At 70.7% G+C, this 13,152-nt stretch carries 16 protein-coding genes; 4 read left to right on the top strand and 12 right to left on the bottom strand.

The genetic code is table 11. The features are described from left to right. Positions 1 to 226 precede the first annotated feature (226 nt). Complete coding sequence (locus Pflav_RS00590; protein ID WP_173032844.1) at positions 227 to 1,642, bottom strand: MFS transporter; 1,416 nt, start codon at positions 1,640 to 1,642, stop codon at positions 227 to 229. Between the two features lie 85 nt (positions 1,643 to 1,727). On the opposite strand from Pflav_RS00590, the gene Pflav_RS00585 reads away from it, so the two are divergent. Beyond that, the gene (locus Pflav_RS00585) at positions 1,728 to 2,255 is read left to right on the top strand and encodes a winged helix-turn-helix transcriptional regulator (RefSeq protein ID WP_173032842.1); all 528 of its coding nucleotides are present in this window, start codon (positions 1,728 to 1,730) and stop codon (positions 2,253 to 2,255) included. Between the two features lie 77 nt (positions 2,256 to 2,332). On the opposite strand, the gene Pflav_RS47065 is transcribed toward Pflav_RS00585, so the two are convergent. From Pflav_RS47065 to Pflav_RS00580, 3 genes are read right to left on the bottom strand one after another with little or no spacing between them, the layout of a single operon-like run. Then, a complete protein-coding gene (locus Pflav_RS47065) occupies positions 2,333 to 2,536 on the bottom strand; it encodes a LamG-like jellyroll fold domain-containing protein (protein WP_269474597.1) in 204 nt (67 codons plus the stop codon). An 11-nt stretch (positions 2,537 to 2,547) separates the two neighbouring features. Further along, on the bottom strand, positions 2,548 to 2,901 hold the full coding sequence (locus Pflav_RS47060) for a LamG-like jellyroll fold domain-containing protein (RefSeq protein WP_269474450.1): 354 nt from the start codon (positions 2,899 to 2,901) through the stop codon (positions 2,548 to 2,550). Continuing rightward, positions 2,898 to 4,829, bottom strand: a complete 1,932-nt coding sequence (locus Pflav_RS00580; RefSeq protein ID WP_232070884.1) for a glycoside hydrolase family 2 protein — start codon at positions 4,827 to 4,829, stop codon at positions 2,898 to 2,900. Before Pflav_RS00580 ends, Pflav_RS47060 begins: the two co-directional genes overlap by 4 nt. Before the next feature lie 245 nt (positions 4,830 to 5,074). Here Pflav_RS00580 and Pflav_RS00575 point away from each other — a divergent pair, with 245 nt between their 5' ends. Beyond that, the gene (locus Pflav_RS00575; protein ID WP_173032840.1) at positions 5,075 to 6,604 is read left to right on the top strand and encodes a ricin-type beta-trefoil lectin domain protein; all 1,530 of its coding nucleotides are present in this window, start codon (positions 5,075 to 5,077) and stop codon (positions 6,602 to 6,604) included. Positions 6,605 to 6,744: 140 nt separating this feature from the next. Here Pflav_RS00575 and Pflav_RS00570 read toward each other — a convergent pair whose 3' ends face one another. The 3 genes from Pflav_RS00570 to Pflav_RS00560 all read right to left on the bottom strand — a co-directional run bounded on the left by Pflav_RS00570 (position 6,745) and on the right by Pflav_RS00560 (position 9,303). After that, positions 6,745 to 7,467 (bottom strand): alpha/beta hydrolase, encoded by a 723-nt coding sequence (locus Pflav_RS00570; protein ID WP_173032838.1) that lies wholly within the window; start codon positions 7,465 to 7,467, stop codon positions 6,745 to 6,747. 9 nt (positions 7,468 to 7,476) lie between these two features. Beyond that, positions 7,477 to 8,364, bottom strand: a complete 888-nt coding sequence (locus Pflav_RS00565; protein WP_173032836.1) for a hypothetical protein — start codon at positions 8,362 to 8,364, stop codon at positions 7,477 to 7,479. Positions 8,365 to 8,493: 129 nt separating this feature from the next. Continuing rightward, on the bottom strand, positions 8,494 to 9,303 hold the full coding sequence (locus Pflav_RS00560) for an SAM-dependent methyltransferase (protein ID WP_173032834.1): 810 nt from the start codon (positions 9,301 to 9,303) through the stop codon (positions 8,494 to 8,496). A gap of 160 nt (positions 9,304 to 9,463) precedes the next feature. Between Pflav_RS00560 and Pflav_RS00555 the strand changes: the two genes are divergently transcribed. Then, positions 9,464 to 10,303 (top strand): Rieske (2Fe-2S) protein, encoded by an 840-nt coding sequence (locus Pflav_RS00555; RefSeq protein WP_332107721.1) that lies wholly within the window; start codon positions 9,464 to 9,466, stop codon positions 10,301 to 10,303. A 97-nt stretch (positions 10,304 to 10,400) separates the two neighbouring features. Here Pflav_RS00555 and Pflav_RS44515 read toward each other — a convergent pair whose 3' ends face one another. The 3 genes from Pflav_RS44515 to Pflav_RS44505 are packed head-to-tail and all read right to left on the bottom strand — an operon-like array spanning position 10,401 to position 11,244. Next, positions 10,401 to 10,646, bottom strand: a complete 246-nt coding sequence (locus tag Pflav_RS44515) for a Rossmann-fold NAD(P)-binding domain-containing protein (protein ID WP_232070883.1) — start codon at positions 10,644 to 10,646, stop codon at positions 10,401 to 10,403. A gap of 53 nt (positions 10,647 to 10,699) precedes the next feature. Next, on the bottom strand, positions 10,700 to 11,095 hold the full coding sequence (locus Pflav_RS44510) for an NAD(P)H-binding protein (RefSeq protein WP_232070882.1): 396 nt from the start codon (positions 11,093 to 11,095) through the stop codon (positions 10,700 to 10,702). Beyond that, entirely contained in the window at positions 11,032 to 11,244 is a 213-nt protein-coding gene (locus tag Pflav_RS44505; RefSeq protein WP_232070881.1) for an SDR family oxidoreductase, read from the bottom strand. Before Pflav_RS44505 ends, Pflav_RS44510 begins: the two co-directional genes overlap by 64 nt. A gap of 156 nt (positions 11,245 to 11,400) precedes the next feature. Between Pflav_RS44505 and Pflav_RS00545 the strand changes: the two genes are divergently transcribed. Continuing rightward, the gene (locus tag Pflav_RS00545) at positions 11,401 to 11,565 is read left to right on the top strand and encodes a hypothetical protein (RefSeq protein WP_173032830.1); all 165 of its coding nucleotides are present in this window, start codon (positions 11,401 to 11,403) and stop codon (positions 11,563 to 11,565) included. A gap of 148 nt (positions 11,566 to 11,713) precedes the next feature. Here the strand turns inward: Pflav_RS00545 and Pflav_RS00540 are convergent, their stop codons facing one another. Beyond that, positions 11,714 to 12,118 carry a dihydrofolate reductase family protein gene (locus Pflav_RS00540; RefSeq protein WP_232070880.1) on the bottom strand — a complete coding sequence of 135 codons (405 nt, stop codon included), beginning with the start codon at positions 12,116 to 12,118 and terminating at the stop codon, positions 11,714 to 11,716. A gap of 246 nt (positions 12,119 to 12,364) precedes the next feature. Continuing rightward, positions 12,365 to 13,144: a class I SAM-dependent methyltransferase gene (locus tag Pflav_RS00535; RefSeq protein WP_173032828.1), complete on the bottom strand. Its 780-nt coding sequence runs from the start codon at positions 13,142 to 13,144 to the stop codon at positions 12,365 to 12,367. Positions 13,145 to 13,152 lie beyond the last annotated feature (8 nt).

The raw sequence follows: 13,152 nt of genomic DNA, 5'->3' as shown, positions 1-13,152 counted from the left end.
GGCGCTCTCTATTCACCGGCGCCAGTCATTCAACGACACGGCCGGCCCGGCCATTCCGGCAATGGCGCCCGTCACAGTACCGGGCCCCGTTTCCTTCGTGAGCCGCATGCATAACGACGTCCGGCCGCCGGCAATTCCGCCGGGCGACCGGACATCCGGACCCATCGAACGCGGACGGCCACGAACCGGACGCGAGGTGCGTCGCGGACACCGGCCGCCAAAGGCGTCAGGTCGTAGCTCGCTCGTTCCGCCGGGCCAGCGCGATCCCCATCCCGGCGAGGGCCAGCACCGCGCCGAGGAGCAGCACCGCGTCGGCGCCGTGTGCCGAGAAGCCGCCGCTCTGCCCGGCGGGCAGGAGGCTGGACGCGGCGGTGATGCTGGCGGCCACGCCGAGCGCGGCACCGACGTACCGCGCGGTGTTGTTGGCGCCCGAGCCCATCGCGACCCGGTCGGCCGGGACGGTGGCCACCGCGAGCCGGGCGAGCGCCGCGTTGAGCAGGCCACTTCCGGCACCGGAGATCAACAACCCGGGGATGGTACGGAGCCAGGAGTGCGCGTCCGCGTACCCGAGCATGGCCAGGTAGCCCACAGCGGTCAGCGCGAAGCCGAGCGCGAGTTGGCGGTGCGGGGCGACGCGGGTGCCGAGCCGGCGCATCTGGTCGCTGACCACGAACGAGGCACCGGCCCACACGAACGCCAGCCCGGCCGCACCCAACGCGCTGACGCCGATCAGCCGCTGCGCCAGTGTCGGCAGCACGGTGCTGGGTCCGAGCGCGGCGAGCCCGGTAAAGAGCGCGCCCAGCGTGGCGACCCTGAAGTCCGGCCGGCGGAAGAGGGCCAGGTCGAGCATCGGCGCCCGCCCGCGCGCCTCGACCGCGACGAACACCGCCAGCAGCAGCGCGCCGAGCACCAGCGGCACCAGCGTCGCGGGCCGTACCCAGCCGGTACGGCCGGCGGTCACCGCGACGAGGACAAGTGCCAGGCCGGTGCCGAGGGTCAGCACTCCGGGCACGTCTATGCGGGCAACCCGGGCGGCGCGGGACTCGGCGAGCAGCCGGCCACCGGTCACCGCCAGCACCGCGGCCAGCGCGGCGAGGATCACGTAGAACCAGCGCCAGCTACCGATCGAGGCGAGCCCGGCCGACGCCAGCGGGCCGATCGCGATACCCGCTCCGAGCATCGACGCCCAGCGGGCGGTGGCGTGCGCGCGGCCGTGGTTGGTGCGGTACGCGTGGCCGAGCAGCCCCAGCCCGGCGGCGAGGATCGCCGCGCCAGCCACGCCCTGCACCACGCGGGCGGCGATGAAGGTGCCGGCGTCCGGCGCGACCGCGGCGGCCGCCGTGCTCACCGCGAGCAGCGCGAGGCCGACCCAGAAGACGCGCCGGCGCCCGAAGTCGTCGCCGAGGCTGCCGGCCACGAGCAGGGTCGCCGCGAGGCCGAGGGTGATCGCGTTGATGAGCCAGGTCTGGGTGGTCAGCCCGGCACCGAGGCTGGCCGCGGTCTGCGGGAGCACGGCGACCGGCGCCGTGTAGTTCAGCAGGACGAGCAGGGTCGCGGCGCAGACCACGAAGAGGGCCCGCGACGCGGTGCGGGCCTCGTCCCGCGACACGGCCGGGGCAGGTGGTGCGGCTGTTGTCGACATCGCTCAGGGCTCCTCGGTTCGGTGAACGAACCGACATTAGCAAGGTCAGTTCGTTGAATGAACCGAGTGGGCGTAGGATCACAGCGTGGCGCTGGGCAAGAACTACGAGGGGCAGAACTGCACGCTGGCGAGGGCACTCGAGCTGGTCGGCGAGCGGTGGACGCTGCTCATCGTCCGGGACGCCTTCTACGGCGTGCGCCGCTACGGAGACCTCCTCGCCCATCTCGACATCCCGCGGGCGGTGCTCGCCGACCGCCTCGCCACGCTTGTCGAGGCCGGCATCCTGGCACGCCACCGCTACCAGGACTCCCCTCCGCGAGACGAGTACCTGCTGACCGAGCGAGGGGTCGAGCTCTGGTCGGTGATCTACCCGCTAATGCGCTGGGGCGAGCGCCACTTCGCCACCGGCCAGCCGCTACGGACGTTCCGGCACGCGGTGTGCGGCACCGAGATCGACGCGGCCGGCCGCTGCCCGACCTGCGGCGGTGTCGACGTACAACCGGCGGACATCGAGGCCCACCCCGGCCCGGGGGCGCCGGCCCAGCCTCGGGAGGACCCGGTCAGCGTCGCCCTCCGCGCCCGCCCGCACCGCCTCCTCCAGCCGGTGCTCTGACGGCGACCGGCTCCTGCGGCGGGGGCGAAGGGCCGGCAACGCCGAAGACCGGCCCTTCGCCACGTACCGCGCGGCGCCTACCCGCCGGAGGCGTAGAGCTGGGCGACCTCGCTCGCGGAGAGCGCACGGTCGTACACGCGCGCCTGGTCGACCGCGCCGCGCCAGAAGTCGACCGGGTTGCCGTTGAACTTGCCGCGGCCGATGACGGTGTTGCCGCTCGACCGCTCACCGAGGCAGGCGTTGGCGTTACCGGCCCGCTGACCGTCGACGTAGAGGGTCAGCGACCCGGTGGTCAGGTCGCGTACCCGGCGAGGTGGTACCAGCGGCCGGTCTCCGGCGCCGTGGGCGCGAGCGCCCGGATGCCCGCGAAGCTGAACGCGAAGCGGTTGTCGGCCCCGGAGTACTGGAGGAAGAAGGCGCTGTGGCTGTCGCCGTCCTGGCTCACCGCGGTGGCGAAGCCGCCCAGGCTGTCCAGCCGCACCCACGCCGACGCCGTGTAACCGCCCGTCGTGTCGAGGATCGCCGCGCCGGTGTCGATGTACTGGTTGGTGCCCTTGAACTGGACCGCGTTTCCGCTCTTGCCGGGCGTCCACGTTGGACCGTTGACGAGGGTACCGTCGTGGTCGCCAGCCGCGTCCGCCGTCACCGTGCCGCTCCCTCGTCCAGCGGCCAGTAGCCGACGCCGGTGAGGCCGGGCGTGCCGGGCGGCGGCTGCGGCACGTTCGCGCCGGTGCCGTCGACGGACCGGACGATCGCGAGGTTCACGTCGCGTACCCGGTTGAAGTCCATCTTGGCCACTCGGCGGTCGTACGTGTAGAAGCCGTTGACCTCGTGCTCCACGTCGGTGATCTGGGTGTAGACGCCGGCCGAGAGGCCGCACCGGTTGGCGATGGCGAGCAGGTTCCGCTGGTTCTCGACGTACCGCGCGGTCAGCGTCGCGCTGTCGGGGAGCAGCGCACCGTACCCGTGGCCCTCGCCGAACCACATGTGCCCGTCGACCTCCATGCCGAAGCCGCCGTGCTCACCGTCGGCGGCCACCCGGTCGCCGCTCGGCACCGGGGACGCCGGGCCGTGGTAGTCGTGGTAGTCGATGATGTCGCCGCGGCCGGAGTCGCCGTGCGAGTTGCAGCAGTTGACGCCGCTGTGCGCGTTGACAAGGCGGCTGGGGTCCTGCGCGCCGACCTCGTCGGCGATCCGCCCGGTGGCGGCCCGGTCCCACTCGCCCCAGCCCTCGTTGAACGGCACCCAGACGGTGATCGACGTCCAGCTGCGGTGCTCCTCGACGATCTCGTGCAGCTGCCGCTCGAACTCCTGGCGCGCGTCCTCGGGCGGCGTCCCGCCGGTGCGCATCGACGGCATGTCCTGCCACACCATCAGCCCGAGCTTGTCGGCCCAGTAGTACCAGCGGTCCGGCTCTACCTTGATGTGCTTGCGGATCGTGTTGAAGCCCAGCCGCTTGTGCTCGGCCACGTCGAAGCGCAGGGCCTCGTCCGTGGGCGCGGTGTAGATGCCGTCCGGCCAGAACCCCTGGTCCAGTGTGGACATGTTGAAGAGGATGTCGCCGTTCAGCGTCATGTACGGCTTGCCGTCGGCGCCCCGCTTCGTGCCGACCTCGCGCATGCCGAAGTACGACGTGACAAGGTCCACCCGCCGCGAGCCGTCGAAGAGCTTGACCGTGAGGTCGTAGAGGAACGGCGAGTCGGGCGACCACAGCTTCGGGTTGCGCACGGGCAGCCGCAGCTCGGTACCGGCGGGACCGCTGACCCGGCCGACCACCCTGTTGCCGTTGTACGCGATCGCCTCGACGGTCAGCCCGCTGCCGCCCGCCGCCCGCGCGTCGAGGCGGAGGCTGCCGTCGCCGATGTCCGGCGTCAGCTGGAGCCGCTCGATGTGGCCGGCCGCGACAGGTTCCATCCACACGCTCTGCCAGATGCCCGAGGCGGAGGTGTAGAAGATGCCGCGGTCCGGCACGTTGCGCTGCTTGCCGACCGGCTGCCAGGTCTGGTCGGTCAGGTCGGTGACGCCGACCACCAGCTCCTGCTGCCCGGTCGGGCGCAGGGCGTCGGTGACGTCGACGCTGAACGCGTCGTAGCCGCCCCGGTGGGTGGCGACGCGGACGCCGTTGACCCACACCGTGGCGTCGTAGTCGACGGCGCCGAAGTTGAGCCGGAGCCGCTGGTCGCCACCGACCTGCCAGCGGGTCGGCACCCGGAACGTGCGCTTGTACCACATCCGGTCCTCGCGCCGCTGGATGCCGGAGAGCGCGGACTCGATCGGGTACGGCACCAGGACCCGCTCGCTGAGCTCCGCGCCGAACGGCGGTGCCTCGCCCTCGGCGGCGCCGGCGAACTGCCACACCCCGTTCAGGCTCTGCCAGCGGTCCCGGACGAGCTGGGGTCGGGGGTACTCGGGAAGGGCGTTGTCGGGACCGACCTCGGCGGTCCACGGCGTGCTGATCGGGGGTGTGCCCGGCCGCCACTGCGCGGGGGCGGTGTCCGCGTACGCCACACCGGGCGCGGTCGCGGCAGCGGCGACGAGGCTGAGCAGGGCTGACAGGGCGACTGTGCGTCTCATGGTTAACCCTCCTGAAACGTCTCCGACCCAACCAAGCACTCACCGCGATCAAAGTCAATATCAACCGATCAGATTCGGTCTCAGATCCGATCAGAACCGGTCGCGGTGCAGCTCGTGGCGGCGAGCCCGCCAAGGGAGCACGATCAGAACCGAAGCGAAGCGCTCACGAACACATTGACAAACATCCACGCGAACAGTAAAGGTTCCTCCCAGAAAGCGCTCTCGCGCTCTGGGGAGGTATCCGAATGGTCCGCAAAGCCGCTGTCCTCGTCTCCGCCGCCGCGCTCGTCCTCAGCGCGGCCACCTCACCGGCGGTCGCCGCCGCACCCGCACCCGACCCCGCCGCACCCGCCGTCCAGCCGGCCGGGCTGCCGGCCGGCCAGCTCGCCGCCCTCCGAAGCGACCTCGGCCTGAACGACGCGCAGATCCACGACCGGCTCGTCGTCGAGGCGGCCGCGCCCTCCATCGAACGCCGGCTGAGCGCCGAGCTCGGCGCCGCCTACGCCGGGGCCTGGGTCGCCCCGGACGGCGGCGCACTCATCGTCGGGGTCACCGACAAGGCACAGGCCGCTCGGGTACGCGCGGCCGGTGCGCGCCCGCAACCGGTCGCCCGTAGCGCCGCCGACCTCGACCGCACCAAGGCCGCGCTGGACCGCCGCGCCGCCGCGGCTGCTGGCGTCCACTCCTGGTACGTCGACCCCGCCTCCAACAGCGTGGTCGTGGAAGCGTCCACTGTGGCCGCCGCCGACCGCTTCGTCCGCGCCGCCGGCGTCGGCGGGACCGCGGCCCGCACCGTGGCGAAGGCGAGCCCCTACCGCCCGGTGTACGACGTGCGTGGCGGCGACGAGTACGTCATCGACAACCGCGTCCTCTGCTCGGTCGGCTTCGCGGTCTCCGGCGGCTTCGTGACCGCGGGCCACTGTGGCGGGGTCGGCAGCACCACGAGCGGCAGCGGCGCGGCGCAGGGTACGTTCCGCGGCTCCTCGTTCCCGGACAACGACTACGCCTGGGTCCAGGTGAACTCCAACTGGGTGTCCCGCCCGGTCGTCAACACGTACAACGGCGGCACCACCAACGTGGCCGGCTCGCAGGAGGCCGCCGTGGGCAGCTCGGTCTGCCGCTCCGGCCGTACCACCGGGTGGCGCTGCGGCACGATCACCGCCAAGAACGTCACCGTCAACTACTCGGGCTCCCTTGTGTACGGTCTCGTCGCCAGCAGCGCCTGCGCCCAACCCGGCGACTCCGGCGGCTCCTTCATCAGCGGCAACCAGGCGCAGGGCGTCACCTCCGGCGCCGGCGGCGACTGCAACAGCGGCGGTACCACCGTCTACCAGCCGGTCAACGAGATCCTCGGCGTCTACGGCCTGTCCCTGACCACGACCGGCGGCGGTGGCAGCACCAGCCGCCTCATCGGGTACGCCGGCAAGTGCATCGACGTGCCTAACAGCAACGGGGTCGACGGCCAGTACCTCCAGCTCTACACCTGCAACGGCACGGGCGCGCAGGCCTGGACCTTCCCCGGCGACGGCACGATCCGCGCATTCGGCCTCTGCATGGACGTGGCGTGGGGCTCGACTGCCAACGGCGCCGTGGTGCAGCTGGCGGGCTGTAGCGGCAACCCGGCCCAGCAGTGGGTGCTGACCGCGGCCGGTGACCTGGTCAACCCGCAGGCCAACAAGTGCGTGGACGTCGCGGGCTGGGACAGCAACGACGGCGCCCGCCTCATCACGTGGGAGTGCCACGGCGGCGCCAACCAGAAGTGGCGCCGCGGCTGACGCTCACGTCCGGCGATGAACCCACCGCCATCCACTATGGATGGCGGTGGTTCGCCGGCCCCGCGAGCTGACGCAGGCGCCCGGGGCCTCCTCAGGATCGGGGGATGGACATAGGCGTCGGACGTTCCGCCGCGAGGTGGTCAGGCCACCGCGGCTAGCACCGTTTCGAGGGCGCGCTCGATTGCCTTGCGAGATTCGGCGGTGTGATCGAGCACGTCGAACCCGTGCCGCCCGTCCGGCACGTCGATGATCTCCAGCGCTGCTCCGGACGCACGAGCGGCCTCGACAAACAGCTCCATCCCCGCGGCGACCTCTTGCCGCTCGCGCCCCACACGGGTCAACACGATCGGCAGCGCTCCAGCGGCGGCGACCGCCTCGGCCGGCCGGAAGCGCGGGTCGACGGTCCAACCCGGCAGTGGGGCGAGCACCGGGTAGCTCGCCGCCAAGCAGCGCAGCCAGTGCGGCGGCTCGCGCAGCCAGTCGGCTAGGAGCAGCCCGCCGCCGGAGAAGCACCAGATGGCAACGCGGTCGCCATCGACCCGCGGGTCGGCCCGTACCGTCTCGATCGCCCCAGCCACGTCGGCGGCGGCCTGCGGGTAATCGCCCGAACCGTACAGCCGGTGGTCCACCGTGACGCCGACGGCGCCGCGCCGCGCGGCAATCGAGCCATACGCCTGGTAGACCGGCCAGTCACGCGGTGTGGGCCGCAGGTCGGGCGGAAGAGGGCCCCCATGGACGAACACCACAGCCGGACACGGCCGCGCGGCCTCCGGCAGATAGAGGTCGACGACCGGTCCATGGCGTTCGGCGGCGATAACCTCGACCGGCAGCACGAACGGCTTCAGGTAGTCCGGAACGGCCATGCCGGCAGCCTACCCACCGCTCGACGTCTCACCCCGCATGGCGGCGATCGCCTCCGCGGCCGCGGTCGCGTTCGGGACGGCCCCGGAAAACCACATGTTCGAACCGTCCCGGAAGATCGACCGCTCGCCGGGCCTGCTGCGCCGGTAGATGATGAGGCTGGCACCCTTGCCCATCTCCTGCACCCGGACCACATTGGACAGCGACAGCGACGACGCCTCGCCGGGTAGCAGGCCGCCGGTACCACTGCTGACCGAGAGCCTTTCCGTGGTGACGAGCAGCTCGCCGAAGCGTGCCTGGCCGCTGCTGCGCAGGTCGGCCAGGGACTCGGCACGCAGCCGATCCCCGACGTGGGCCCGGACCGCGTCCAGAAGCTTGTCCTGGTGCCGGTATCCGTGCAGGTCGATCACTGTCCGCTGGCCGTCGCGGTCGGCCACGACCCGGGCCGCCGCGCTGCCGGCCTGGAACGACTGGCCGGTCGAGTAGGCGTACCCGCGGTGCTGCTCGACCTGCCGGATCTGCTCGAACCGCACCACGCGCACGACAAGGTCGTGCTCCGGCTCCCGACCACGATGGTCGACGTCGTGCTGGGTCACGTCGACAAGGCCACGCTCGAACAGCGCCACCCACCGGGACGGCCCGTCAGGCGGAAACGCCCAGGCCGCGACCGGGCCGGACAGCGCGACCCCGACCAGGTGGACAGCCAGCACGGAGAGGAAGACCGCAGGATCCGGGAACGCCACCCAGATCACGCCGACCAACAGGCCGACACCGATGATCCAGAACATGCGAGCGCGGTAACGGATCAGCGGCCGCTCCTGCCGGTGCAGGCTGACCAACCCGCCGAGGTCATGCTTTTCCGCGATGGGCGCGAGCCCAGACGCGAGGGCACCGTTCATGCTCCCTCCCAGACCCAGAGCCGCCGTAGTTGTCACCTGTGGACACTACGGCGGCCCTTCAAGCCTGGTTCATCGCCCGTCGCCGATGCGCCACATCGACCGACCGCGCAAGTCCGGACCGGAGGGAGGTCAGGGCTTGCGGACGATCCCGCACCACTGGTCGACCTCGACCGGCAGGCTGCCGTCGTCGCGCGGCTCGGGGCGCCACCGCGAGCACGAGACCCAGCCCGGCTCGACGACATCGAGGCCGGCGAAGAACTCGGCGATGCGCTCAGGGGTGCGCAGCTTGAGTTTCGGCTCGGCGTCGATATTCCACACGCGGACGGCCTCCGCGGTGACGTCGCCGTTGACAGCCGTGGTGGTGTTGGCCACGGCAATGTGGCTTCCGGACGGAACCGCCGCCAGCAACCGGTCGATGATCTGCTGAAGCTCGTCGTCGTCGCTGATGAAGTGCATGACGCCGAGCAGCATGATCGCCACGGGCTGGGAGAAGTCCAGCGTATTGGCGGCAGCCCGCAAGATGGTGTCCGGGTCGTGCAGGTCGGCCTCGATGTAGTCGGTGGTGCCCTGCGGGGAACTTGTCAGCAAGGCACGGGCGTGGACCAGCACCAGCGGATCGTTGTCGACGTAAACGATCCGTGCCTCGGGGGCCACCCGCTGCGCGACCTCGTGAGTGTTGTCCTGAGTGGGCAGTCCGGTGCCGATGTCGAGGAACTGGCGGATCCCCACCTCGGCGGCCAGGTAGCGCACGGCCCGCCCCAGGAACAGGCGGTCGGCCTGTGCCAGCTCGATCACCACGGGAAAGATCTCCCGGACCCGGTCCCCGACCTCTCGGTCGGCCGCGTAGTTGTCCTTGCCGCCAAGCCAGTAGTTCCAGATCCGCGCGGTGTGCGGCACGTGCGGCCGGATCTTTTCTTCAACGGCGGGTTTGTCAGCCATCATCAGCCTTCCAGGACTCGCTTTGGGGCGCCGCAATGCCGGGGCCACAGTCTAGCCGTGGTCAACGAATCCACGTGACGGCCGCGTCGCGCACCTCTGCATGCGGCGGCCGTTTGCCTGCCGCCGCGTGGGGAACCAGCGTGCTATGGCTGTGCGGACGATGCTTGACCGGTTGGAGACCGCCAACTGGCTGGACCGGGTAGGTGACCCGTTGCAGCGCGGTGTGCAGGCCGTGCTACGCGGGCGGATACGCGATGTGTTGCACGGTGTGTGGCTGGGCCATCCGCTGCATCCCGCACTCGTGCAGCTACCCATCGGCGCGTGGCTGAGCACCGCCGTGGTCGACGCCCTTCCCGGTGCCGACCGCACCGCGACAGTGCTCACCGGCGTCGGCACTGCTGGTGCCCTGCCGGCGGTGGCGGCGGGCCTCAACGACTGGGCGTCGCTGTCTCGCGAGCAGCGCCGGATTGGTCTCGTCCACGCCTCGGTCAACGTTGTCGCCGTCGGCCTCTACACCGGCTCGCTGATAGCCCGGCTCAGCGGCAACCACCACCTCGGGCGGCGGCTTGCCTACGCCGGGCTGGCCGGCTCCAGCCTCGGTGCCTACCTCGGCGGCCACCTGAGCTACCGGCAGGCGGCCGCGGTGAACCAGGCCGAGGCGTTCCTGCGCCAGATCCCCGAAGGGTGGCAGGACCTGTGCGCGCAGGACGCACTCGCCGAGGGCAAGCCGTTCAGGGCCTCGATCGGCGAGGTGCCGGTGGTGGTGACCCGTACCGACGGCGCCGTGACCGCGATGATCGGCAACTGCGGCCACCAGACCGGCCCGCTCGGCGATGGCGAGCTGATCAATGTGGACGGTGCCGAATGCCTGGTATGTCCCTGGCACGGCAGCACCTTCCGGCTCTCCGACGGTGTGGTCCTGCACGGGCCGGCCGCCAGCGACCAGCCGCTGCTGCGCACCCGCGAGGTCGGGGGACGCATCCAGGCATCCCTACCCTGACGGCCCATCTGACCGATGCGTTCCTCATTGTCCCGTTTCAGCGGGACGGTGACGTGGCCCGCCCGGGGACGCCAGGCGGGCTGACCGCGTTACTCACTCACATCGCATCTCGGCTGGCCTCGGCGAGCGTGGTCGGCTGGCGTCCGATGAGCCGTTCGAGGTCGTTCCCTTCCACATGAAGGTCTCCGCTGGCAACACCGCGGTCGCCGTCGGCGACGATCTCGGCGCCGGCCTGGGGTGTTCCCCCGTCGACAAGGACACCGACGTACTTGTCGACGGGCAGATCGGTGTACGTGATCTGCTTGCCGGACTGCCGCGACACCTCGTCGGCCAGCCCCGCCATGGTGAACGCCGCACCGCCGAGCTCGTACGCCTGGCCAGCCTGAGCGCCGCCAGTCAGTGCCGCCGCGGCCGCGTCCGCGAAGTCGGCGCGGGTCGCCGCGCTGATCTCGCCGTCGCCCGCCGCACCGACGATCCCCGCTCCTGGTACGTCGGCAGCTGGGAGGTGTAGTTCTCGAGGTACCAGCTGTTGCGCAGAAACACGAACGGCACGCCGGATGCGACGATCTCCTGCTCGGTCGCCCGGTGATCGGCGGCGAGCATAAGCGTCGACCTGTCCGCGTTGGCGATGCTTGTGTACACGATCAGCCCAACTCCGGTGTCCTTCGCCGCGGTGACGACATTGCGGTGCTGTTCGCGTTTGCGGGCCTCGTTGCCGGATACGAACATCAGCTCGTCGACCCCGGCGAACGCCAGGCGCAGCGAGTCGACGTCGTCGTACTGGATCTGCACGACGGCAACCCCCGATCACGCAGGTCGTCGGCTTTCGCGACATTCCGCCCGAGGGCGACGATCTGATCCGGAGGTACGCCTCGGCGCAGCAACGACTCCACAATGAGGCGCCCGAGGTGCCCGGTGGCCCCGGTAACGGCGATGGACATGGCAACTCCTCAGCATCCGCTCGACAACTCTCACCTACGCGCTTTCCTCCTGCGCGGAAAACCATGCGTGTTTCCGCCAAGTGGTCGCGGGTAAGCCAGCCATAACGCAGGGACAACCCTGCCGCACACCTGGCAGTGAGGACGGAGGATTTCGAGATGGCTGGTCGCGAAGAGCTTCACGAAATGCGTCAGCGCGCCCATGAAGCGGGTATCCCGGGTAGTTCCAGGATGAACGATAAAGAGTTGAAGCAGGCGCTGCAGAAGGTCGGCAAGGGTGCCGAGCCGATGATGGCCAAGCGGGAGGCCAAGGGCATCAAGTGAGCCCATTTCCGCTCATGGCTTGGGCCGAGTTCGAGGGTGGGTACAGCTTTTGCGCTGTGCCGCTCTCGGCCGGACCCGGCTGTACAGCCGGTCGCCGGCAAACCTGGTTTGCCGGCGGCCGGCGCCGCCAAGGCTTCTGCTCGCCAGCTCAGGAAAGCACGCGGTAGGTCACGTGCGTGACCAGGCTCGCTGCCCGCGACCTCACCTGCTCGAGTTTCAGCTGCGGGACCCCCTCGAACAGCCGGGTGCCGGCGCCGAGCGTGAGCGGCACAATGTGCAGCTGCAGCTCGTCGATCAGGCCGGCGGCGAGGTACTGGTTGATGGCGGTCGCACCGCCGGCGATCACGACATCGCCGTCGCCGGCTGCCTCGCGCGCCTGTGACAGTGCCGACGCGATGCCGTCTGTGACGAAGTAGAAGGTGGTGCCACCGTCCATCTGCTGCGGGTCGCGCGCGTGGTGGGTGAGCACGAAGACCGGGGCGTGGAACGGCGGATCCTCGCCCCACCAGCCGTTCCACGGCCGATCCCACTCGCCACGCACTGGGCCGAACATGTTGCGCCCATGATGAATGCTTTGGCAGCGGCGAACTGGTCGGCCTCGGCCCGGTTTTCCTCGGGGGTGTCGAACATCCAGGCGTGCAGCATGCCGCCCGAGCCGTCACCGCCGTCGTCGCCGAACGGGCGTTCCTCGGTCTGGTCGAGCCCTGCCGAGTACCCGTCGATCGAGATCGTGATGTCGCAGATCACTTTGCCCATACCGTTGGTCATATCATCCGGCTGCGTCATTTGTCCTTCACGGTCACAGCTGCCGGACGCGCAGTACGCCGGTCAGCATCGGGAGGATGAACTCGCCGCTGGTCGTCTCCGGTCTGCTCGCGAGGAAAGCGCGGATCCGGCCGAGCGTGACCTCTCGTTCCCGCTCTGGCATGACCAGCACCCCCGCGCGCGTCACGAGTGTCGCGACGAGAGAGTCGGCGGTGCGACGCTGCCCGTGCGGAAACTCGGCCTGCTCCGGCGAGCCGAACTGGGCGACCAGGCCAATCTCGGGAAGGTGCGAGCCTGCCGTCGCGGCGCGCCAACTGCTGAACGTGTCACGCGGGCCAATGACCGCGCTTCCGCTGACCCGCTCGAGTCCGGCAATCCAGTCGACCCGGTTGTCGACGACATTCCACAGGCCAGCCAGGATGCCGCCGGGCGCGAGGACTCTGGCCATCTCGGGCCCCGCGACGGCCATGTCAAACCAGTGCAGGGCATTTCCGGCCAGCACGGCATCTACCGACGCGTCCGGCAGCGGTATCGCCTCGGCACTGCCCGGCAGGGCACGGACAGCCGGCAACGCGCGGTGCAGCTCGGTCAGCATCGCCGGGTCGGGCTCGACCGCGATGACGTCGAAACCGAGCGCGACAAGCGTGCCGGTTAGCTTTCCGGTTCCGGCGCCGAGGTCGAGCACTCGCGGGCCGGACGCGGGCTCCAGCGCCCAACGCACCGCGGCCGGCGCGTAGTCCGGGCGGTGCTCGGCGTACTCGGCCGCCACCGCGCCGAACGGCGAGGCATGAGGTCGCCGCCCGTCCTCTTCCATGCGGTTGC

Source organism: Phytohabitans flavus, from assembly GCF_011764545.1.
Classification (GTDB): Bacteria; Actinomycetota; Actinomycetes; order Mycobacteriales; family Micromonosporaceae; genus Phytohabitans; species Phytohabitans flavus.
Note: the sequence above shows the minus strand (reverse complement) of the source record. Positions and strands in the feature narration are given on the sequence as shown.

Excerpts from the sequence above, each read along its gene's own strand:
- Pflav_RS00590 (WP_173032844.1), bottom strand. The coding sequence starts at position 1,642 with ATGTCGACAACAGCCGCACCACCTGCCCCGGCCGTGTCGCGGGACGAG.
- Pflav_RS00580 (WP_232070884.1), bottom strand. The coding sequence starts at position 4,829 with ATGAGACGCACAGTCGCCCTGTCAGCCCTGCTCAGCCTCGTCGCCGCT.
- Pflav_RS00575 (WP_173032840.1), top strand. The coding sequence starts at position 5,075 with ATGGTCCGCAAAGCCGCTGTCCTCGTCTCCGCCGCCGCGCTCGTCCTC.
- Pflav_RS00570 (WP_173032838.1), bottom strand. The coding sequence starts at position 7,467 with ATGGCCGTTCCGGACTACCTGAAGCCGTTCGTGCTGCCGGTCGAGGTT.
- Pflav_RS00565 (WP_173032836.1), bottom strand. The coding sequence starts at position 8,364 with ATGAACGGTGCCCTCGCGTCTGGGCTCGCGCCCATCGCGGAAAAGCAT.
- Pflav_RS00560 (WP_173032834.1), bottom strand. The coding sequence starts at position 9,303 with ATGGCTGACAAACCCGCCGTTGAAGAAAAGATCCGGCCGCACGTGCCG.
- Pflav_RS00555 (WP_332107721.1), top strand. The coding sequence starts at position 9,464 with ATGCTTGACCGGTTGGAGACCGCCAACTGGCTGGACCGGGTAGGTGAC.
- Pflav_RS44515 (WP_232070883.1), bottom strand. The coding sequence starts at position 10,646 with ATGGCGGGGCTGGCCGACGAGGTGTCGCGGCAGTCCGGCAAGCAGATC.
- Pflav_RS44505 (WP_232070881.1), bottom strand. The coding sequence starts at position 11,244 with ATGTCCATCGCCGTTACCGGGGCCACCGGGCACCTCGGGCGCCTCATT.
- Pflav_RS00545 (WP_173032830.1), top strand. The coding sequence starts at position 11,401 with ATGGCTGGTCGCGAAGAGCTTCACGAAATGCGTCAGCGCGCCCATGAA.
- Pflav_RS00540 (WP_232070880.1), bottom strand. The coding sequence starts at position 12,118 with ATGTTCGGCCCAGTGCGTGGCGAGTGGGATCGGCCGTGGAACGGCTGG.
- Pflav_RS00535 (WP_173032828.1), bottom strand. The coding sequence starts at position 13,144 with ATGGAAGAGGACGGGCGGCGACCTCATGCCTCGCCGTTCGGCGCGGTG.